Source organism: Gordonia malaquae NBRC 108250, from assembly GCF_000344135.1.
Lineage (GTDB): Bacteria > Actinomycetota > Actinomycetes > Mycobacteriales > Mycobacteriaceae > Gordonia > Gordonia malaquae.
Window position 1 is genome coordinate 1 of the sequence record NZ_BAOP01000036.1, and the last position, 20,487, is coordinate 20,487.

Genomic DNA, 20,487 nt, shown 5'->3' on the forward strand with positions numbered 1-20,487 from the left:
CTAGAGTCTCCGGCCGATCTTCTTGACCTTGAGCCGCAACCTTGGTTGATGAGGGCGATGGCGAAGCGCCTGATCGTCCGCGGGTCTCGGCCGGCTGCGCCGATGCTGTACGGCCAGGACGAGGAGTCCGCGAATCGGCACCTATGGCTCGCTGCCCGGGTCCGACACCCACTTCGTCGTCGCGGCGCTCGGTCGGCGCGTTTAAGTTCGGTCCTGCGCCGTCACGAGGTGTGTCAGGCGTCGGCTCGACGGTTTCAGAGGGTGCCTCTGGGGCGGTGGTCGTTGGCTGCACCGTGGGCGGTGGTCCGTCGTTGTTGCCGCCGCACTTGTAGGGCACGGGAGGCTTGGGTGCGTCGCTGGGCTTCTTTCCTGGGTGTGATGCTGCCCAGGAGTTCTTCCACGCGTTGTTGTACGCGGTTGTCTCACGCTTGCAGCGCTCAGCCGGAGTTTCGGCCGAGGCGGGTGCGAGTGAGATCGCGAGCACGATTGCTGCCGCTATCGCGGTGAGTGCGACTAGTCCGGCTAGGAGTGTCCCCCAGTCGCGTCGTTCGCGGTTGCGGGTGTGAGTTGTTGTCATGGTGTCGTGCCGGGTCAGATGCGGCTGGTGGGGCCGTGGTCGTAGTAGACGTAGACGCCGGTGTCGGTGGTGACGCTGATCTTGGCGTAGGGGCGGACGCTGATGGGTCCGAGAGCGTTGGTGATGTTGAGTTCGATGCCGGACAGGACGATGTCGGCGGTCGGTTGGGTCAGGGCGATCTCGGCGAGGGTGACGGTGGTGATCTTGCCTGCGCCCACCTCGAACTCGAGATCAGCCGACGGGATCACAGTCGCCTCAGCACCGAGCTCGGCACCGATCTCACCGATGGAGCCTCCGCCGCCGCTACCGGAGACGGTGACATTCGGGGCGAGTTTGGCGTTCAGTCCACCGGTCAACTTCAGTTCGGGGGTGTGGGCGGTGACCTTCACACCGTTCGGCGCGACCGAGACGGGGTAGCCGATCTGGTAGCCGACCTCCACTGTCGCCCGAACAGTCTTGCCGTCGATGTTGCGAACCGCCGCGTGCACATCCGAGGACAGCAGGGCTTCACCGGAGAACGGCGAGGAGTCCAGCGCCGGGATCTTCTTCGCACGGAGCTTGGATGCGGTGAGGGTGATGTCGACCCCTTCACGCGTGTGATGGGTCCGGGCATCGGCAGGTCCGGCGAGCAAACTTTAAGCCAACGCGAACGCGGCGATGACGGCAAGGACGAGTGGTGTCGCGATGCGACGCAACATAGGTGACCCCCAAAGTCGGAACAGGCCAATCAGCCTGTGTAACAACCGCTCCCGAACCAGCGATACTCGTTACAGATTCGGTGCGCGGTGGAAGCGTTGTGCTTCCGCAGGTGATTCCACCCGCAAAGCAACCATTCGGCAAACTTTGTTCGGAAGTGGTCGGCAAACGGCCAGTTCAAGCCCTGTTTCCATTTGTCCGGTCCGGACACGGACCACGGTCCGTATAGACTTCTGGCCTCGAAATGCGGCGCAAACAGGCCTGTCATATGCCCCTCGTCTAACTGCAGATCTGGACGGACGCAGCGAGGCTGCGGGATCACGGCCTAGCCAAGATCGACTCACCTAACCATCGAGGAACGCACCACTGGCACAGGAGACCTCATCACCCGAAGGAGCCCCGGCATCGACTCGCCGGACCCCGCGCACACGCGCCGGCCCTACCCGCTTTGTCCCGGCATGCGCAGTGAACTGGACATCGCCTCGGATCAGTGGAGGCAGTGGGGACCTTGGCGGCGGTGGCCCCAAACACGCAGTACTAAGAAGAGGTCGACTCCTCATGACGAAAAAGAAGAGGCCAGGCTGCATATCTGCAGCCTGACCTCTTCTTGCGATCCGTCCTGAACCGCTCGTTGTGCGCGAAGGGGGACTTGAACCCCCACGTCCCGAAGGACACTGGCACCTGAAGCCAGCGCGTCTGCCATTCCGCCACTCGCGCGCGGCGTCGATCATTCGACGCATGTCCTTTCGGACGTAAAAAACGATAGCACGCAGCGGCAGGACGACGAAAATCGCCCAACGGGACCACGATTGACCTGCGCAGACAACGGCGAACCGAGCGAGGGAACGTGGACTCACAGGTGTGACACCAGATACGGGTGGTGCACGCGGGCAGCGTCGAGCTTGCCCTGCCGGTAACATCGAAACGCACGGTATGCACGCCGACACGCCACAGAGCACCGAAGGGAGTCAGGACGAGTGAAGTTTCTCGACCGATTCGAGCGCAAGCTCGAGTCCGCCGTAGACGGTGGATTCGCCCGCGTCTTCGGTGGATCGGTGGCACCCCAGGAGATCGAGCAGCGCCTTCAGCGCGAAGCCGAAGGCACTCTTGAGCACCTGGGTGACGGCGCCTCCCTGGTGGCCAACAGCTACATCGTCTCGCTCAGTTCGTCCGACCTGGAGCACGTCTCCACGGAGTACGAATTGAACCGGAAGATCTTCTCCCGCCATTTGGAAGACTTCATCCGTGACAATGGGTGGCAGACTTATGGTCCTGTAGTCGTAGAGTTCGATCAGATACCGTCACTGCACACCGGACAGTTCCATACCAACGGCGTCGTCAACCCCGACGCCACACCACGCCCGGTTCCCGCGTCCGCCGCGGCCCCGGGACCAGAAAGTCACCGAGGAGCCCAAGCCATGACCAATCCCCCCGGAAACGATCAGGGCGGCCAGTACCCCGGCTACCCGCAGCAGGGCGGACAGTACCCGCAGTACGACTACGACCAGCAGCAGCAGGGCTACGGCCAGCAGCCGCAGTACGACGCTCCGCAGCAGGGTTACGACCAACAGCAGTACGGCGGCTACGACCAGCAGCAGTACGCGGCCCCCGCCGACCAGGGCTACGGACAGCAGCAGCCGCAGGCCTACGACTACGGGCAGCAGCAGGGCGGCTACGACCAGCAGGGCTACGCCGCTCCCGCCGACCAGGGTTACGGACAGCCCCAGGGTTACGACCAGCAGCAGTACGCGGCTCCGGCAGATCAGGGCTACGCACAGCCCCAGGGCTACGACCAGCAGCAGTACGCCGCACCGGCCGACCAGGGCTACGCACAGCCCCAGGCCTACGCCGACCAGGGCGGCTACGACCAGGGTTACGCCGCTCCCGCAGCCGGTGGTTACGACCAGCAGGGCTACGCGGCACCTGCCCAGGGTGGCTACGACCAGCAGTACGCCGCTCCCCAGGGCTACGAGCAGCAGGGATACGCCGATCAGGGATACGCCGCACCGCAGGGCGGCGGCTACGCCCCGGCCGGGATCACCCTTGTCCTCGAAGACGGCAGCAACCGCACCTTCTCGCTGCGTCAGGGCTCCAACGTCCTCGGCCGCGGACAGGACGCGCAGTTCCGTCTCCCTGACACCGGCGTCTCTCGCCGCCACGCCGAGATCCGCTGGGACGGACAGGTCGCAATGCTGACCGATCTCAATTCGACCAACGGCACCACGGTCAACGACCTGCAGGTCAGCAGCTGGGAACTCGCCAACGGCGACCGGATCCGACTCGGCCACTCCGACATCACGGTCCGCTTCCAGTAGCCGAGACCGCATAGGATGCTGTCGGGGGAACTTCGCGTCCCCCGACAGTTGTTTGCATCCCGGCGTCCGCCGGATGGGGAGAGTTGTACTTCGTGAGGGAGGTGACGCGCAGGTGCAGGGCATTCTGTTGCAGGTGACCCGGTTCGGGTTTCTCGTCCTGCTGTGGCTGTTCGTGTACGCGATCATTCGCGCGATGCGGAACGACCTCTCAGCGGCGTCCAGCGGTCGTCTGCCGCTCGGTGGAGGACGTGCCGACCGCAAGTCGCGCACCAGTCGTTCTCGTGGCACGGCCAAGTATCTCGTCGTCACAGCCGGCGCCCTCGCGAACACCCGCATCACCCTCGGCGCGCAGCCCGTCCTGATCGGCCGCGCCGACGACTCCACTCTCGTCCTCACCGACGACTACGCATCCGAACGTCACGCCCGGATCTCCCCTCGCGGCGACGATTGGTACGTCGAAGACCTCGGGTCCACCAACGGCACCTATCTCGACCGTTCCAAAGTGACGACCGCCGTCCGAGCCCCGATCAACACCCCGATCCGGGTCGGCAAGACCGTGATTGAGCTACGCCCGTGACCCTCGTCCTGCGCTACATCGCGCGAAGTGACCGCGGCCTCGTCCGGTCGAACAACGAAGACTCCGTGTACGCAGGCGCGCGCCTCCTCGCACTCGCCGACGGCATGGGCGGCCACGCCGCGGGCGAAGTCGCCAGCCAGCTGGTCATCCAGGCGCTTCGCACGCTGGACGACGACGAGCCCGGCGGCGACCTGCTGTCGGCACTCGACCGCGCCACCCATGCGGGCAACGCCGCGATCGCGCATCAGGTGGAGCAGTCCCCCGAACTCGACGGCATGGGCACCACGCTGACCGCGATCCTGTTCGCAGGAAGCCGCATCGGTCTCTGTCACGTCGGCGACTCGCGCGGGTACCTCTACCGCGACGGTGTCCTCACCCAGATCACCCGCGACGACACGTTCGTCCAGTCCCTCGTCGACGAGGGCCGCATCACCCCGGAACAGGCGCACTCACACCCTCAGCGGTCGTTGATCATGCGCGCCCTGACCGGACAAGAGGTGGAACCGACCCTCATCATGCGCGAAGCCCGCGCAGGCGACCGATACCTTCTGTGCAGCGACGGTCTCTCCGACGTCGTCTCCGAAGAGACCCTCGCCGACACCCTCGGCGGCATCGCCGATCACAAGGCGTGCGCAGACCGGCTGATCGAACTCGCCCTCCGCAGCGGCGGCCCCGACAACGTGACCGTGGTGGTCGCCGACGTCGTCGACGACGAATACGGCGAATCACGTCCGATTCTCGGCGGTGCAGCGGGCGACGACGACCAAGCGGGCTACGTCCCCGACCCGAAGACCGCCGCCGGACGTGCCGCAGCCCTGCGTCCGCCGGCCCCGGCGACGCAGCGTCCCACGATCACCGCGACGCCCGAGCCCGTCCACAAGCGCCGGTGGGGCTGGCCGCTTGTCATCGCGGGTGCGCTCGTCCTCGTCGGACTGCTGGTGACCGCGTTCTTCGTGATCCGTTCGCAGGCGCTGAACAGCACGTTCGTCACCGCCTCCGCCGACGGCAATGTCGAGATCCACAGCGGCACACCCGACAACCTGCTGTTCTTCAGCGTCGAGAAGCCCAACCAAGTCGTGTGCATCGACAGTCCGACCGTCGACCAGCCGTCGATCACCTTCCTTCCAGAGGGCACCGCGTGCACACCGATGCGCGTCTCCGACCTCAATCAGGCCAGTCGCTCGGCCGTCGAGTCGAACAGCATCAAGAACCTGTCGCTCGATGCCGCTCAGGACCGCGTCCGCAATGAGCTGACGTTCACCGAACTCTGCCCCGAGCCGGTCACGCCGAAGCCCGAGGAGACCCCCAAACCCGGCGAGACCACTCGACCGGGCGAGCCGACGAAGTCGGAGAGCCCGAAGCCGACCACGGCGACTCCGGCTCCCTCCACCACGCCCGACGACACCCAGAACTGTCGAGCGCGCGAATGACAGCAGCTCCCACCGGACACGCGCCCCCGACGTCACCGCCGTCAAGCGCAGGACGCAACACCGAACTGGTGCTCCTGGGCTTCGTCGTCGTGATCATCGGTGCGGCGTTGGTGATCGTCGAGCTCGCCCAAGGCATGCCGTTGACCATGGAGGTCGCCAAGTTCCTGGCCGCGTTCATGGCCTTGTGCGGGATCCTGCACCTGGTGGTCCGACGGTTCGCGCCGTACGCCGACCCCATCCTGCTGCCGACTGTCGCCGCCCTCAACGGGCTCGGTCTGGTGATGATCCACCGTCTCGACCTCGGTTCGGCCCGAGCGGACGAACTCCTCAAAGAGACGGAACGGACGCACAATGCCGACCAGCAGTTGCTGTGGGCGTTCATCGGCGTCGTCGTCTTCGCTCTGACACTGATCGTGATCCGCGATCACCGGACGCTGTCGCGCTACGCGTACACCCTCGGTCTCGGCGGCATCGTCTTCCTCGCGATCCCGGCGATCCTGCCCGCCTCGATGGCCGAGGTCAACGGTTCGCGGAACTGGATCATCCTGCCCGGATTCAGCATCCAGCCCGGCGAGTTCTCGAAGATCCTGATCATCATCTTCAGCGCGGCATTCCTCGTGTCTCGCCGCGACCTGTTCACCACGGCGGGCAAGCAGTTCGCGGGCATCGACTTCCCCCGCCTGCGCGATCTCGGTCCCCTGTTGGCAGCCTGGCTCATCGCGATCGGCGTCCTCGCCGTCGAGAACGACCTCGGTACTCCGTTGCTGATCTTCGCGACCGTCCTCGTGCTGCTGTACGTCGCGACGTCGCGGATCAGTTGGCTGATGCTCGGCGTCACCCTGTTCGCGCTCGGCGCGACCGTCGCCTACCAATTGTTCGAGCATCTTCGGGTGCGCGTCTCGATCTGGCAGGACCCGTTCGCGCAGTACGACACCTTCGGCTACCAGATCGCCCAGAGTCTCTTCGGCTTCGCCACCGGCGGCCTCTTCGGCACCGGTCTCGGGTCAGGTCGCCCCAATATCGTGCCGTTCGCGAACACCGACTTCATCCTCACCTCGTTCGGTGAAGAGCTCGGCCTCGTCGGCCTCGCCGGACTGATGATGCTCTACATGATCCTGACGATTCGCGGATTCCGATCCGCGATCGCCGTCCGCGACAGCTTCGGCAAACTCCTCGCCGCCGGGCTGGCGTTCACGATCATCTTCCAGGTGTTCGTCGTGTTCGGCGGCGTGTCCAAACTGATCCCGCTGACCGGTCTGACAACACCGTTCCTCGCGTACGGCGGATCGTCGTTGCTCGCCAACTACCTGCTGCTCGCGCTGTTGATCCGCATCTCGAACGCGGCACGCGAACCCGACGCTCCGAAGGCGAAACCCGCACCCGTCGGAGCAATGGCCACCCAGGTGGTGAAGCGCGCATGAACCGCCCCATCCGGAACGTCGCCATCGCCGCCATCGTCATGGTGATCGCGCTCCTCGCCAACGCCACCTGGATTCAGGTGTTCCGCGCCGACGAACTCCGCAACGACACCCGCAACTCACGCGTGCTGCTCGACGAGTACTCGCGGCAGCGCGGTCTGATCGTGGCCGCCGACGGCACTGTCATCGCCGAGAGCATTCCGACCGACAGTCGGTTCAAGTACCTGCGGAAGTACCCGACCAACCCGAGTGCGTTCGCACCGGTCACCGGCTACTTCTCGTTCGTGTACCGTGCCGACCGCGGCATCGAGGCAGCCGAAGACGCCGTGCTCAACGGCAACGACGACCGCCTGTTCACACAGCGCTTCATGGACATGTTCTCCGGACGCGACCCGCGCGGCGGCAACGTCGTCACCACGATCGACCCGAAGCTGCAGCGGGTGGCGTACCGCGAACTCGCGAACGCCGACTGCGACGGCCCGTGCCGCGGCGCCGTCGTGGCGATGGAACCGAGCAGCGGCAAGATCCTCGCGATGGCGTCGACGCCGAGCTACGACCCGAACACGATCGCCACGCAGGACTTCGAGAAGGCAGAGGCCGCGTGGAAGGAACTGACCGCGGACGAGTCGCACTCTCCGCTGGTCAACCGCGCGATCGGCTCGCTCTACCCGCCCGGCTCGACGTTCAAGGTGGTCTCCACTGCGACGGCGCTGACCAACGGTCTCGGTCCCGGCACCCGCCTCACGGCCGACGCCCGCTGGAAGCTGCCGGACAGCGACGCAACCCTCTCGAACGACAGCGGTTCCACGTGCCCCGGCTCATCGAACGGAACGGTCACCCTGACGCAGGCGTTCGAGTACTCCTGCAACACCGCGTTCGCACAGCTCCTGTCCGAGAAGATGCCCGGAGACAAGGTCGACGAGTTCACGTCCACCGCGAAGGACTTCGGCGTGGGTGACGACCCGGCGAGCATTCCGCTGTCCGTCGTGAAGTCGTCGGTCGGCGACATCGGCTCCGACCTCGCCGCTCTCGGCCAGTCCGCGATCGGTCAGCGCGACGTCCGACTCACCGTTCTGCAGAACGCGATGATCGCCGCGACGATCGCCAACGGCGGCGTCCGCATGCAGCCGTACATGGTCGACAAGCTGCAGACCGCCGACCTCCGGACGATCGCGACCACGTCGCCGACCACCGTGAACCGCCCGCTCAGCGCTGCGGAGGCCACCACGATCACAGACATGATGATCAAGTCCGAACAGAACACCCGCGGCGCCCAGTCGGGCATCGCTTCGAAGACCGGAACAGCCGAGCACTCCGACGTCGCGCAGGGCGGTGAGACTCCGTACGCCTGGTACATCGCGTTCTCGCCCAGCTCCAACAGTCGGATCGCCGTCGCGGTGATGGTCGAGAACGGCGCCCAGGGTCAGAACGCATACGGCGGCGTCGTTGCCGCCCCGATTGGACGCGCAGTGATGAACGCATACACCGGAGGTGCTCGATGAGCCTGCAGAACGGCACCATCATCGCCGAACGCTATCGGCTGGTCCGACTGATCGCCACGGGCGGCATGGGCCAGGTGTGGGAAGCTCTCGACACCCGGCTGGGACGTCGCGTCGCTGTGAAGGTCCTCAAGGCCGAGTACTCGAACGACTCCGAGTTCCTCGGACGTTTCCGCACCGAGGCTCAGACGACCGCACGGCTCAACGATCCCGGCATCGCGAACGTCTTCGACTACGGCGAGACGCCCGACCGCAACGGCGGCGACCCGCTCGCCTACCTGGTGATGGAACTCGTCGACGGTGAGCCCCTGAACTCGGTGATCAGCCGGATGGGTCAGCTGGCCCTGACGCACACCCTCGACATGCTCGAGCAGACCGGCCGTGCGCTCCAGGCGGCGCACACTGCAGGTCTCGTTCACCGCGACGTGAAGCCCGGCAACATCCTGATCACACCCACCGGGCAGGTCAAGATCACCGACTTCGGCATCGCCAAGGCCGTCGACGCCGCCCCCGTCACCCAGACCGGCATGGTCATGGGCACCGCCCAATACATCTCACCCGAGCAGGCGATGGGCGGCGAGGCCACCGCGGCGTCGGACGTCTACTCCCTCGGCGTGGTCGGCTACGAAGCGCTCACCGGACGTCGCCCGTTCCTCGGCGACGGCGCCATCACCGTCGCGATGAAGCACATCCAGGATCCGCCGCCGCCGTTGCCGTCGACTGTCCCGGCACCGATCCGCGAACTCATCGACATCGCCCTGTCGAAGGACGCTCAGCAGCGCTACGCCACCGGCGGCGAGTTCGCCGACGCCGTCGCCGCCGTCCGCGCCGGTCATCGTCCACCGCGTCCGCGCACCGCGGGCGGGGTGGCGCCGGTCCCCGCACCGGTTCCATCGTCGACGCGCGCGATGACCTCGCCCGCGCCGGCGCCGCGTCCCGCCACCGGTCCCTCCACAGCCGCCTCGCCCGCCGTCGACGACGGGTGGAGCACCACCCACAAAGTGCTCACCGCAGTCGCCGCACTGCTGCTCCTGGCGGCGATCGCTTTGATCGCATTCTGGATCACCAACAGTCCGACGGAGCCGTCGGCGCCGACGACGACGCCGACCATCACTGAAACAGAGACGCAAGCCCCCGAGGAGACGACGACTGAGGAGACCACGTCGTCGAGCACCGAGGAGTCCTCGAGCGAGGAGGAGACGCCTTCCTCCACTACGGACGAGACCACGACCGACGAGTCGACCAGCCCGAGGACCTCGTCGAACAATGGTGAGATCACCATCCTCCCCGGCGTTACGATAAGGCCGTGATGCTGTGAGCGACCTGGATCCGCACTACCTCTCCGAGCGATACGAGCTCGGCGAGACGCTGGGCTTCGGCGGTATGTCCGAAGTCCAGTACGCTCGCGACCTGTTGCTGCACCGCGACGTCGCGATCAAGGTGCTGCGTGCCGACCTGGCGCGTGATCCATCGTTCTACCTGCGGTTCCGTCGTGAAGCGCAGAACGCCGCCAAGCTGACGCACCCGTCGATCGTGCAGGTCTTCGACACCGGTGAAGCGGAGACGCCCGAGGGGCCGATTCCGTTCATCGTCATGGAATACGTCGACGGCGACACGCTCCGCGACATCCTCCGTGCGTCCGACGACGGTGTCATCGCACCCAAACAGGCGATGACCTGGATGGCCGACGTCGCGGCCGCCATGGACTTCTCGCACCGCATGGCGATCGTCCATCGCGACATGAAGCCCGCCAACGTGATGATCGACAGGGCAGGCGCCGTGAAGGTCATGGACTTCGGCATCGCTCGAGCGATGGACGACACGTCGGCGACCATGACGCAGACGTCCGCCGTGATGGGCACCGCCCAGTACCTCTCGCCGGAGCAGGCGCGCGGCATCAAGGTCGATCCACGCAGCGACATCTACTCGATGGGCTGCGTCCTCTTCGAACTCACCACCGGTGAGCCGCCGTTCACCGGCGACTCACCGATCGCCGTCGCACATCAACACGTCCACGAGGATCCACGCAGGCCGTCCGCCGTGCGACCGGGCCTGTCGCCGGAACTCGACTCGATCGTCATGCAGGCGATGAGCAAGAACCCGGCGAACCGGTACCAGACGGCGGCCGACTTCCGATCCGACCTCATCAAGGTGCTCGCAGGCGGCAAGCCGTCCGCGCCGATGCTGCTCACCGACCAGGAGCAGACCGACTTCATCAACGCGCCGCGTCTCGCGTCCACCGACGACGAGCCGACACCGCGCCGCAACGGTCACCGCCTCTCCGAGGTGATCGAGGACGAACCGACACCGATCTATCGGCGCAGACGGCTCCAGGTGGCAGTGGCTCTCATCGCCATCCTCGCCCTTGTCGGCGGCCTGATCGCCTGGGCACCGTGGAGCCCTGAGCAGCCGTCGATCGCAGTCCCGAAGGTCGCAGGTCTGTCGGCCGACGCCGCGAAAGCCAACCTCGAACAAGCAGGCTTCGATGTCAGGGAGCAGAAGGAGGCGAGTTCGGACATCGCCGAAGGTCTCGCCACCCGCACTGTTCCCGGCAACGACGTTCCGACGCCCAAGGGCTCGGAGGTCACGCTGTACGTGTCGTCCGGCCCTCAGCGGAGTCCCGTCCCGGATCTGCGCGGAAAGACGCTGGACGACGCGCGGAACACCCTGCGTGTGCAGGGCTTCACCGATGTGAAGGTCGAGAAGATCGACTCGACGACAGCGCTGAAGGACAAGGTCGTCCGAACGAATCCGCAGACCGGCGCCACCGTCGCGGTCACCAGCCGCGTTGTCGTCTACGTCGGAACCGGACCGCAGGAGGTCACGATCCCCGACCTCCGCGGACAGACCGAGAGGCAGGCCCGGACCGCTCTCACGCAGATGAAGCTGGAACCGGTCTTCGTCCCCGCCGACTCCGAGTTGCCCGCAGGTCAGGTCGTCAACACCTCACCCGGCGAGGGCACCTCGGTCCGCGTCGGCAGCACCGTCCAGGTGATGATCTCGCGCGGCAACATGTTCGTCGTGCCCGACCTGCGGGGCAAGACCCCCGAAGAGGCTCAGGCCGCCCTGACTCAGGCGGGTTGGGACGACACCACCTTGACCATCACCGAACGAAAGGTGCCGCTCGCCAGCCCGAACGACGGCAAGGTGATGTCCCAGCGACCGGCCGCGAACGACACCCTCAAGAAGTCCGACTCGGTGTCCGTCGTCGTCGGCAAGGGCAGTCTGTTCTAGAGCTTTTCGGCACCACTGCTTGTTGAGCGGGACGTGCACGCTCAAGGAGCGGTGGGAGACTCGGCAGGAGTCAGTTGGCGAGAGCTTTGGCCATCTGCTCTTCGAGGAGGTCGACGCGGCCGGCGGGAACGTCGAAACCGCACACGGCGAGCCAGTTGGCGAGCATTCTGTGCCCACCCTGCGTCAGGACGCTCTCCGGATGGAACTGGACTCCGTGAATCGGAAGGTCACGGTGCTTCATCGCCATGACGATGCCGGAGTCGGTGGTTCCGGTCACCTCGAGGACGTCCGGGATCGTCTCGGGCAGCACGGTGAGCGAATGGTAGCGAGTCGCGGTGAACGGATCGGGCAGTCCGGCGAGAACACCGCGACCATCGTGGTTCACGAGTGACGTCTTTCCGTGCAGCAGTTCGGGAGCACGGTCGACGGTGGCGCCGAACGCCTCACCGATCGCCTGGTGTCCGAGGCAGACCCCGAGAAGCGGGGTTCCGGCTGCGGCCGCGACTGCGACGATCGGGACTGTGGCGCCGGCACGCGACGGAGTGCCGGGTCCGGGGCTCAGGAGGATTCCGTCGAAGTCGGCGACCACGGCCTCGAGATCTGAGAGTTGCTCGTCGTCGTTGCGCCAGACGACGGCCTCGACACCGAGCTGGCCCAAATACTGGACCAGGTTGTAGACGAAGCTGTCGTAGTTGTCGATGACGAGGATGCGCACGTCTGCAAGGTTATCGTTTTCGCTGCTGGCGGTGCAGCTGGGATACCGTAGAGGGTATGCCTAAGTCAAAGGTCCGGAAGAAGACCGACTACACCGTCAACAGCGCCAGCCGTACTCCGGTGAAGGTGAAGGCGGGTCCGTCGGGTGTCGTGTACCAGTCCGTCATGTTCGGACTCATGCTCATCGGCCTGCTGTGGCTGCTCGTCTACTACTTGGGCGCCACGCAGGAGGCCTGGGGTGCGGAAGGCAAGTTCCTCAACTGGATGGCCGAGCTCGGACCCTGGAACATGCTCATCGGATTCGGCTTCATGGTCGTCGGCCTATTGATGACCATGGGTTGGCGCTGAGGGTTCGGCGCTGAGGGCGAACACCTCACGCAGTTGTCCCCAGTGTGGAAATTACATGTGTGTAACTCATCCCCACCTGTGAACAACTCCTGTGGATAACTCATGAATCCTGTGGATGAATCAACGCCGTCGGCCTCGTGGTCGACGCCGCTCGCGGCCGGCATCGCCTTGATCGGTGCCGGGATCGCGCTGGCGGCGGCCGCTGCGGCGTCGTACACAGAACCGCCCGCCATGGTGTTCATCGGGGTGGCAGCAGTCGGGCTCATCGTGACCGGCGCGATCGCGCTGGTCCGTCGCCCGCGACTGTCCCTTTTTCCGGGACCGCGGATCGTGGTCCGCACGCTCACCGGCCGCGTGGCGTTGACCACCGGCGACGTGGTTCGCATCGGCACCCTCGAGACCCGCCGCCTCGCCGGGCGCAGTCGGCAACTGGTGATCGACCTGCCTGACGACCGTCTTCTCGTATTCGGTCGATGGGACCTCGGCGTGGAACCGTCCGTCGTGGTCGAGGCTTTGACCGACGCAGGTTTTCCCGTCGACTGACGCCGCTTCTACGCGACGGCGCCGAGGCTGGTGCCGATGACGACGGCGATGACGGCCAGCGCCGCCAGTCCGTACCAGCCGATGCGGGAGACCGCGGCCTGTGTCCGGCGTTCCGGCGGCAGCAGTCGGGCCGGCAGCCACACGACCACGCCGGCGGCCGCTGCTCCGAACACCAGACCTCCGAGGTGCCCGAAGAGCGAGATCCCTGGGATGGTCACGGAGATGACGATGTTGATCGCGATCACGCCGAGCACCGTCTGCACCGGAGCCTTGACGCGGAGGAGAAGGATCAGCAGCGCGCCCATCAGTCCGTAGATGGCGCCGGACGCACCCGCGGTGGCGGTGACGCCCGACTGGAACGCCATCACGGCGGCACTTCCGCCGAGCAGGCTCACCAGGTAGATCGCCAGGTAGCGGCCGCGGCCGAGCGCCCTCTCCAGATCGGCGCCGATGATGTACAGCGAGAACATGTTGATCGCGAGGTGCGGCACGCTCTGGTGCAGGAAGCCTGAGGTCAGCAGTCGCCAGTACTGATCGTCGAATCCGGCCCCGCTGATGAGGACGCCTTCTCGATAGATCGAGGAGTAGAACAGAGTGGTCCCGCCTGCCTGCAGGAGCACGGCGGCGAACACGACCACGTTGATCGCGATGAGTGTGTACGTGACGATCGGCTTCGCGTTCGCTGACGAGACCGCGGGCGTCGGCGAGGTCACTCGAGCCGACGCGGCGTCCTGGGCGATGCAGTCGAGGCAGTGCTGGCCGACAGAAGCCGGGCGGAGGCATTCATGACAGGCCGACCGCCCGCACCGCGTGCACGAGAGCGCGGTGGGGCGGTCGGTGTGTCGATAACAGACCTGATTCAAGTCAGGAGAGCTCAACGCTCTCGATCACCACGTCGTCGAGCGGCCGGTCGGCGCGATCGGTCGGGGTGGTCGCGATGGCGTCGACAACTGCCTGCGACGCCGCGTCCTTGACCTCGCCGAAAATCGTGTGGCGGCGGTTCAGGTGGGGGGTTGCACCGACAGTGATGAAGAACTGCGAGCCGTTGGTGCCCGGTCCGGCGTTCGCCATCGCGAGGAGGTACGGGCGATCGAACTGGAGCTCGGGGTGGAACTCGTCCTTGAACTGGTAGCCCGGGCCGCCACGACCGCTGCCGGTCGGGTCGCCACCCTGGAGCATGAAGCCCTCGATGACGCGGTGGAACACGGCACCGTCGTAGAACGGGCCGCTGGCCTCGCCCTTGGCGTTGGTGGTCGTGTACTCCTTGGAGCCGTCGGCCAGGCCGACGAAGTTCGCAACGGTGACCGGTGCGTGGTTCGGGAAGAGTTCGATGACGATGTCGCCGCGATTGGTGTGCAGGGTCGCGGTCTTGTTCTGCTCACTCACGACTTCAATCAAACCATGTCCATCTGACAATTCGATGTGATCGGTCCCCTATCTGCGGCAACGCGGTTGGCGCGGACCCGAATCACCTGGCAACCTGGAGTGATGGGCAACAAACTCCTCGTCGTGGTCGGCTCTGCGCTCGTCCTGGTGGTGACGGGCATCGTCGTCGTCGCGCGTCGTTCGCGTACGGAGCATCCGCCGGTCTCGCCGACTGTTCCACGCATCGAGGATCTGTCCGACGGTCCGTCCGACCAGGATGGAAGGTAATTTGTAGTCGTGACCACCGACGATCCGCGCCGCGGCCCGATGCCTTCGGGCCCGAACGCCCCGCGCCCCGCACAACCGGTGCCTCCGCGCCAGGCCCAGCAGGGTCGCCCACCGCAGGGTCCGCCGCCGCAGGCCCGACCGTCCCTCGGCAAGCAGCCTCCGCCGCGCCAGCCACAGCCGCCCGCAGGCCGGCATGAGCAGGCGGGTTCGCTCGCGTATTCGGCCGTGCCCGAACCCAAGCGACCCGTGTCGTCTCCGGCGCCTGCAGCCCCCGTCTCACCACCCGCACTTGCGAAGGAGAGTCCGGTGACGGCCACCCCGACATCATCGACGACAGCTTCGGCGGGCCAGTCGGACATCAACTACCTGTCGATCGTCGCCCTCGTCCTGTCCGGCCTGGGCATCACGTTCCCGTTCGGTCTGTGGCTGGGATACCGGTCGAGGAGCCAGATCGATCGTGACGGCACCATCGGCCGGCAGTTCGCCGTCGCCGCGATCATCGTCGCCTACCTCTGGCTGCTCGCACTCGTCCTCGGTGTGATCGCCTACCTCTGGATCCTCATCTGACGCTCGGCCGGGCGACGCATGATCCTCAGCGGAGCGGGTTGAACGGCACCAGCTCCCGTGGCGTCGTGCCGGTGACGATCGACTCCGCGAGGAGACGGCCCGTCGCGGGTCCAAGGGTGATTCCCCACATTCCGTGGCCGCCGGCGACGTGCACGTTGGGTGCGAACGTCGAGCCGATCACGGGAAGGCCGTCCGGCGTGCAGGGGCGCGAACCGACCCATTCGTCCTTGCGGTCGTCCAGGTCGACACCCCTCAACAGCGGGCGCGCGGCGTCGACGATCGCCTTGATCCGGCGACTGTCGAGATCGGCGTCGGGGTCGCGGAACTCCATCATTCCGGCCACCCGCAGTCGGTCGCCGAGCGGTGTGCAGGCCACCCGCTGAGCCGGGAAGTAGATCGGGCTCGTCGGGACGGTGTCCACCGGAACGCTGAAGCTGTAGCCGCGTCCGGCCTGGACGGGCACGCGCACGCCGAAGTCGCGCGCCTGCCTGCTGATCCAGGCGCCGGTCGCCAGCACCACGTCGTCGTATCGTTCGACACCCTCGGACGTCGTGAGGACGACGCCGGTCCCGCGTGAATCGACGTCGTCGACACGAACTCCCTCCCGGACAACACCGCCGCGAGCACGGAACGACGTCGCGAGCGAATCGACGAATGCGCCGGGGTCGATGAAACGCTGACCTTCGAGACGAATCGCGTAGTTCACCTCATCAGACAGCGCAGGTGTGATCTCACGGGCCCGTGAACCGCTGATCAGCTCGAATCCGATGTCCTGCCCGGCGGCCTTGATGTGCTCGAGCTCGTCCAGGAGAACCTCGCGGTCCGATTCGGTGCGGTATGCGGCGATGAAGTCGTTCGCTGTGCGGGTCCCGACTTCCACCCCGCCGTCGGCCAGGGCGTCGAACGCCGGAAGTGCGGTCCGGTTGATGGGGACGAGGGCGTCCATCGCCGTCTTCCACCTCGATGCGGTGCTGTGCCGCGCGAAGGACGTGAGGAATCGGATGAGACGCGGATTGGCGGTCGGCGGAACGTAGACGGGCGACGACGGGCTCAGCACCGCACGGATTCCATACTTCAGGACCGCCGGTTCGGGAAGCGGGGTGCTGATCCCCGGGGTGAGCCATCCGGCGTTGCCCCATGACGATCCGGCGGCCACGTCCTTGCGGTCGAGAACGGTCACGTCCACGCCGCGCTCCTGCAGGAACCATGCGGTGGAAAGTCCGACCATGCCTGCTCCGACGACGGCGATCCGCCGCTGCTGACCTGTGGTGCTCATCGTGTCCTTACCCTTCTTCGCCTGATGTCTGCCACCCCAAGTGTGATCGGGCAAGTGATCGAAGTCACTGTTCGTTCAGCACATCCGGGTACCGTCGTGACTGTGGTGAGAACACAGTGATCGACATCGACACACTGGCGGAGTCACTCGGCGAGGGAATCGTCCGGCGGACAGCGAAGGGTGTCCGGCGGACGGTGACCGACGTGCTGCTCGCGGACGGCGATCCACCGTCTCACGACGCGGGGACGCTTCTTCTCGGGAACGGCGCCCACCATGTCGACTCCGCGATGGACGTACTGCGGGCGGCAGACGCCGTCGGGGCCGCGGCGGTGGTGCTGCGGGCGCCGTACGCTGAACTGCCCGAGGTGACCGATGCCGCGATCGATCTCGGCCTCAGTGTGCTCGAACTGCGGCCCATCGTGTCGTGGACGCACTTCGTGTGGCTGGTACGCAGTGTGCTCGACCAGTCGACGAGTTCCGCGGGCGCGCTCGTTGCGCACCCGGTGGACTACAGCGAACTGTTCGAGTTCGCCGACGCGGCCGCGGCCATCGTGTCGGCGCCGGTGACGATCGAGGACGCCTTCTCCCGCGTGTTGGCCTATTCGGCCCTGCAGGACACCGCCGACCCGGTGCGCATCTCGACGATTGTCGGGCGGCGGGTCCCCGAGCACGTGGTCAAGCACTTCCGCTCCCGTGGAGTGTTCCGGACCCTGCACGCGGCGACGGAGCCGTTCCGGGTCGCGGCCGGCTCGGACGGCGTGCTCGAGCGTCTGGTCGTGCCGGTGCGCGCGGGTCGGGAACTGTTGGGGTCGATCTGGGTGGTCGACCCCGGCCCCCTGTCGGATGAGCAGCTCGCGGAACTCGTCCGCACCACGTCGGTGGTGGCACTGCATCTCCTCCGACTGCGCGCCGTGTTCGGCGCCGCGCGGCGCGTCACCATCGAACGCCTGCGGTCGGTGTTGATCACCGGAGACGAGTCGTCCGACCGACTCCCGGACGGGCCGTGGCGTGTCGTCGCACTGGGCGACGCCTCGGCGGACGAGGAGTTCGGCCTGGAACTGTGGGAGATCGCGTTACGTCGCTCGGGATGGTCCCAGCCGTTGCTGACCGAAGTGGACGGAATCCCCATGGCTCTGGTGGCGGCGACAGGTCGCCGACCGGGGAGCTGGGCGTGGCTGAGCGCCGCAGCCGACTCCCTCACCAGGCAGGACACGCACCTGGCCGCCGGTCGGGTGGCCGACACCGCGGCAGACCTGCCGCGTTCTCGTGCGGATGCGATCGATGTGCTCGGGCTGCAACGTGCGGGATCTGCGTCCACCCCGACCACGTCCGACGACGTGTGGCACGAAGTCGTCATCGCCCGCGCCGTCGCCTCGCTCGCCGGGGGCGCACCGAGCCCGGTCGACGTGCTGGCACGCCACGACGCCGACCACTCGAGCGACTATGTGGCGACGCTCCGCGAGATCCTTGCATCTCCGGCCGAACCCACCCGCGCGGCGGCTCGGCTCGGCATCCACCCGAATACCTTGCGGAATCGCCGGAGCACGATCGTCGAGCTCATCGGCGCCGACCTCGACGATCCCCGGATCCGACTTGCCTTGAGTTTGCTGGTGTCCCGCTGATCGCCCGCCCATGATCGATCGATGGGTTGACCGATGACGGGCGATTGTCGCGGCAGGACCCTCTACTATGCAGATCATGACAAAACGCCTACTCGTCGTCCTCGTCGGACTGCTGTCGATCATCGGGGTCGCAGTTCCATCCGGAACCGGAACCGCGTCGGCGGCTGACTGCGCCGATATTCACCTCGTGTTCGCTCGTGGAACGCAGGAGGCGGGCGCACCGGTCGGCACCACTGGCCAGGCTATGTACCGGTCGCTTCAGAATCGCTTCCCGGGCAAGACGGTTCGGGTCTCCCCGGTCCGCTACCAGGCGAGCGATTCGTTCGCAGAAGGCGTCGACTTCCTCAAGACCGTCGCCGAAGGCGTCCGCGACACCCAGGGCCAGATGCGGGCGATCGCCTCGCGATGCCCGTCGACCCGCATCGTCGTCGGCGGCTACTCGCAGGGCGCCGCCGTCATCACGTACGCGGTCAGCGATCAGCTGAGTGCCGTCGCACCGCTGCTCACCGAGGTGCCCTCGCCGCTGTCCGGATCCGTCGCGCGGCATGTCGCGGGCGTCTTGATCTTCGGCGGCCCGGCGGATCGCTGGTTCCGCGACGCCCGCGTGCCTCCGATGCGCGTCGGTGCTCGCTACCGCGCGATGACTCGCGAGTACTGCATCCCCGGCGACAACATCTGCGACGGCGGACCCATCAGCCGACCCAACACCGTGCACGGACAGTACGCCGTCAACGGCATGACCGACAACGCCGCGAACTTCGTAGCCCGTCGGGTTCACTGACTCTTCCTCACACGAGTGCCGCCGATCGCGACCGCCTGCCGGTCATGATCGGCGGCATTCGTGTCTCGTCGGTGTCGCCCCTCAGTGCTTCAGGCGATTGAAGAACGTGTCGAACGCCGCCCACTGCGTTGGACTCATGTCCGTGTGCGTACCTTCCGCGACGACCGTCTTGAAGTCCACCTTGTTCGCAGAGAAATTGCTCACGAGCAGACCGTGGAAAGGTGTCGCGACGATGGTGTCGAACCGGTTCATCAGAAGCAGGATCGGGCGGTCGTAGCCGTTCACCGGAACTTCCATGTAGCGGGCCATCGCACGGATCATCGTGGGATTGTTCAACGACTTCGAGAACATCTTGCCGAGACGGATGTTCTCCGTGAGCACGGGCGCACGACACGTGGTGCCGACCTGGTCGATCAACGACTTCCCGTACGGCGTCAGATAGGAGTCGACGTCCAAGGCCGGATCGGCCTGCCGCAGTCCGGCCAGTGACCCGAACACGAAACCGTAGAGAATCGTCATCGGGGACGGCAGGACGGGAGTGTCCGGACCGAGCAGCGGAATGAACCGTTCCCAGTTGGACACCGGGTCGAGTGCGACGGCGCCTCGGAAGTCGGTGCGCGGCCCGTACGAACTCTGCGTGTGCGCGGTGGCCAGGGCGGCGTGGCCGCCCTGTGACTCCCCCATCACCGCCCAGGTCTTGGACAGAGTCGGCTCGATGCTCCGGGCCGCGGTGAACAAGTCGATCGTCGCCGTTGCCTCGGTGCGGATGTTGAGATACGGGTGAACACCGACCTTCATCGGTCCGAGACCGATGTAGTCGGGTGCGACGACGGCGTAGCCACCCTTCACCAATCGCGACACGAACCTGTTCGGTTCGGCGTCGGCGAAACTCTGCCCGCCGCAGCCCGGGCCGTAGCCCGTCGTCCCGTGGGTGTAGGCGACCACCGGCCATCCGCCTTCGGGCGCCTTGCCGGACGGCACGAACAGCGCACCGCTCGCCTTCACCGGCTTGCCCTGCACGCCCTCGGTCCAATAGTTCACCGCACGTCCGTCCGGGAGGTCACGCCACCCGGCGGACCGCTCCGCTACGGAGACGGCCACTCCAGGCCTATCGGTTTCCGCCGACACTGTCGGAGGCACGACAAACGACAGTGCCGTGATGACGACAGCGATCGATGCCAGGACGCGTGGGGTGTTCGGCATGCGTTCCACGTTACGCGTGTGACTTGTGTGACAG

The 20,487-nt window shown here is 66.3% G+C and carries 19 protein-coding genes and 1 tRNA gene; 13 read left to right on the forward strand and 7 right to left on the reverse strand.

What is annotated here, in order from left to right:
- Nucleotides 1-591: 591 nt before the first annotated feature.
- Together GM1_RS18240 and GM1_RS18245 are read right to left on the reverse strand one after the other, a co-directional pair.
- Nucleotides 592-1,209: an MspA family porin gene (locus GM1_RS18240; protein ID WP_008381311.1), complete on the reverse strand. Its 618-nt coding sequence runs from the start codon at nucleotides 1,207-1,209 to the stop codon at nucleotides 592-594.
- Nucleotides 1,210-1,907: 698 nt separating this feature from the next.
- Nucleotides 1,908-1,990: transfer RNA gene (locus GM1_RS18245), tRNA-Leu, on the reverse strand.
- 260 nt (nucleotides 1,991-2,250) lie between these two features.
- Here GM1_RS18245 and GM1_RS18250 point away from each other — a divergent pair.
- The 7 genes from GM1_RS18250 (at nucleotide 2,251) to pknB (ending at nucleotide 11,746) form a co-directional block, all read left to right on the forward strand.
- Nucleotides 2,251-3,588 (forward strand): FHA domain-containing protein, encoded by a 1,338-nt coding sequence (locus tag GM1_RS18250; protein WP_008381312.1) that lies wholly within the window; start codon nucleotides 2,251-2,253, stop codon nucleotides 3,586-3,588.
- Between the two features lie 112 nt (nucleotides 3,589-3,700).
- A complete protein-coding gene (locus GM1_RS18255) occupies nucleotides 3,701-4,165 on the forward strand; it encodes an FHA domain-containing protein FhaB/FipA (RefSeq protein WP_008381314.1) in 465 nt (154 codons plus the stop codon).
- Nucleotides 4,162-5,595 carry a PP2C family protein-serine/threonine phosphatase gene (locus GM1_RS18260; RefSeq protein WP_008381315.1) on the forward strand — a complete coding sequence of 478 codons (1,434 nt, stop codon included), beginning with the start codon at nucleotides 4,162-4,164 and terminating at the stop codon, nucleotides 5,593-5,595. The genes GM1_RS18255 and GM1_RS18260 overlap by 4 nt, the downstream gene beginning before the upstream one ends.
- Nucleotides 5,592-7,016, forward strand: a complete 1,425-nt coding sequence (locus tag GM1_RS18265; protein WP_040520655.1) for an FtsW/RodA/SpoVE family cell cycle protein — start codon at nucleotides 5,592-5,594, stop codon at nucleotides 7,014-7,016. The genes GM1_RS18260 and GM1_RS18265 overlap by 4 nt, the downstream gene beginning before the upstream one ends.
- On the forward strand, nucleotides 7,013-8,515 hold the full coding sequence (locus tag GM1_RS18270; RefSeq protein WP_008381317.1) for a peptidoglycan D,D-transpeptidase FtsI family protein: 1,503 nt from the start codon (nucleotides 7,013-7,015) through the stop codon (nucleotides 8,513-8,515). Before GM1_RS18265 ends, GM1_RS18270 begins: the two co-directional genes overlap by 4 nt.
- The gene (locus GM1_RS18275; protein WP_008381318.1) at nucleotides 8,512-9,822 is read left to right on the forward strand and encodes a serine/threonine-protein kinase; all 1,311 of its coding nucleotides are present in this window, start codon (nucleotides 8,512-8,514) and stop codon (nucleotides 9,820-9,822) included. Before GM1_RS18270 ends, GM1_RS18275 begins: the two co-directional genes overlap by 4 nt.
- Before the next feature lie 4 nt (nucleotides 9,823-9,826).
- Nucleotides 9,827-11,746 carry a Stk1 family PASTA domain-containing Ser/Thr kinase gene (gene pknB / locus GM1_RS18280; RefSeq protein WP_008381321.1) on the forward strand — a complete coding sequence of 640 codons (1,920 nt, stop codon included), beginning with the start codon at nucleotides 9,827-9,829 and terminating at the stop codon, nucleotides 11,744-11,746.
- Between the two features lie 70 nt (nucleotides 11,747-11,816).
- Here the strand turns inward: pknB and GM1_RS18285 are convergent, their stop codons facing one another.
- Nucleotides 11,817-12,461 carry an aminodeoxychorismate/anthranilate synthase component II gene (locus GM1_RS18285; protein ID WP_008381322.1) on the reverse strand — a complete coding sequence of 215 codons (645 nt, stop codon included), beginning with the start codon at nucleotides 12,459-12,461 and terminating at the stop codon, nucleotides 11,817-11,819.
- 56 nt (nucleotides 12,462-12,517) lie between these two features.
- On the opposite strand from GM1_RS18285, the gene crgA reads away from it, so the two are divergent.
- Both crgA and GM1_RS18295 read left to right on the forward strand, forming a co-directional pair.
- Nucleotides 12,518-12,808, forward strand: a complete 291-nt coding sequence (gene crgA, locus GM1_RS18290; protein ID WP_008381323.1) for a cell division protein CrgA — start codon at nucleotides 12,518-12,520, stop codon at nucleotides 12,806-12,808.
- A 102-nt stretch (nucleotides 12,809-12,910) separates the two neighbouring features.
- Entirely contained in the window at nucleotides 12,911-13,351 is a 441-nt protein-coding gene (locus tag GM1_RS18295) for a PH domain-containing protein (protein WP_008381324.1), read from the forward strand.
- Nucleotides 13,352-13,359: 8 nt separating this feature from the next.
- On the opposite strand, the gene GM1_RS18300 is transcribed toward GM1_RS18295, so the two are convergent.
- Complete coding sequence (locus GM1_RS18300; protein WP_008381325.1) at nucleotides 13,360-14,064, reverse strand: rhomboid family intramembrane serine protease; 705 nt, start codon at nucleotides 14,062-14,064, stop codon at nucleotides 13,360-13,362.
- A 151-nt stretch (nucleotides 14,065-14,215) separates the two neighbouring features.
- Nucleotides 14,216-14,737 carry a peptidylprolyl isomerase gene (locus GM1_RS18305; RefSeq protein ID WP_008381326.1) on the reverse strand — a complete coding sequence of 174 codons (522 nt, stop codon included), beginning with the start codon at nucleotides 14,735-14,737 and terminating at the stop codon, nucleotides 14,216-14,218.
- A gap of 102 nt (nucleotides 14,738-14,839) precedes the next feature.
- Here GM1_RS18305 and GM1_RS22655 point away from each other — a divergent pair, with 102 nt between their 5' ends.
- On the forward strand, nucleotides 14,840-15,004 hold the full coding sequence (locus GM1_RS22655; RefSeq protein ID WP_169332802.1) for a hypothetical protein: 165 nt from the start codon (nucleotides 14,840-14,842) through the stop codon (nucleotides 15,002-15,004).
- A gap of 9 nt (nucleotides 15,005-15,013) precedes the next feature.
- Nucleotides 15,014-15,571, forward strand: a complete 558-nt coding sequence (locus GM1_RS22055; RefSeq protein ID WP_008381327.1) for a DUF4190 domain-containing protein — start codon at nucleotides 15,014-15,016, stop codon at nucleotides 15,569-15,571.
- Nucleotides 15,572-15,596: 25 nt separating this feature from the next.
- Here GM1_RS22055 and GM1_RS18315 read toward each other — a convergent pair whose 3' ends face one another.
- A complete protein-coding gene (locus GM1_RS18315; protein ID WP_008381328.1) occupies nucleotides 15,597-16,847 on the reverse strand; it encodes an NAD(P)/FAD-dependent oxidoreductase in 1,251 nt (416 codons plus the stop codon).
- A 116-nt stretch (nucleotides 16,848-16,963) separates the two neighbouring features.
- Between GM1_RS18315 and GM1_RS22200 the strand changes: the two genes are divergently transcribed.
- Nucleotides 16,964-18,469, forward strand: coding sequence for a PucR family transcriptional regulator (locus tag GM1_RS22200; protein ID WP_008381329.1), 1,506 nt, complete (start codon nucleotides 16,964-16,966; stop codon nucleotides 18,467-18,469).
- A gap of 76 nt (nucleotides 18,470-18,545) precedes the next feature.
- On the forward strand, nucleotides 18,546-19,250 hold the full coding sequence (locus GM1_RS18325; protein WP_157436179.1) for a cutinase family protein: 705 nt from the start codon (nucleotides 18,546-18,548) through the stop codon (nucleotides 19,248-19,250).
- Nucleotides 19,251-19,331: 81 nt separating this feature from the next.
- Here the strand turns inward: GM1_RS18325 and GM1_RS18330 are convergent, their stop codons facing one another.
- Complete coding sequence (locus tag GM1_RS18330) at nucleotides 19,332-20,453, reverse strand: lipase family protein (RefSeq protein ID WP_008381331.1); 1,122 nt, start codon at nucleotides 20,451-20,453, stop codon at nucleotides 19,332-19,334.
- Nucleotides 20,454-20,487: the final 34 nt, after the last annotated feature.

Bases quoted from the DNA above. Each gene is read 5' to 3' on its own strand.
- GM1_RS18325 (WP_157436179.1), top strand. From the start codon at position 18,546: ATGACAAAACGCCTACTCGTCGTCCTCGTCGGACTGCTGTCGATCATC.
- GM1_RS18330 (WP_008381331.1), bottom strand. From the start codon at position 20,453: ATGCCGAACACCCCACGCGTCCTGGCATCGATCGCTGTCGTCATCACG.
- GM1_RS18295 (WP_008381324.1), top strand. From the start codon at position 12,911: ATGAATCCTGTGGATGAATCAACGCCGTCGGCCTCGTGGTCGACGCCG.
- GM1_RS18265 (WP_040520655.1), top strand. From the start codon at position 5,592: ATGACAGCAGCTCCCACCGGACACGCGCCCCCGACGTCACCGCCGTCA.
- GM1_RS22655 (WP_169332802.1), top strand. From the start codon at position 14,840: ATGGGCAACAAACTCCTCGTCGTGGTCGGCTCTGCGCTCGTCCTGGTG.
- GM1_RS18275 (WP_008381318.1), top strand. From the start codon at position 8,512: ATGAGCCTGCAGAACGGCACCATCATCGCCGAACGCTATCGGCTGGTC.
- crgA (WP_008381323.1), top strand. From the start codon at position 12,518: ATGCCTAAGTCAAAGGTCCGGAAGAAGACCGACTACACCGTCAACAGC.
- GM1_RS18270 (WP_008381317.1), top strand. From the start codon at position 7,013: ATGAACCGCCCCATCCGGAACGTCGCCATCGCCGCCATCGTCATGGTG.
- GM1_RS18315 (WP_008381328.1), bottom strand. From the start codon at position 16,847: ATGAGCACCACAGGTCAGCAGCGGCGGATCGCCGTCGTCGGAGCAGGC.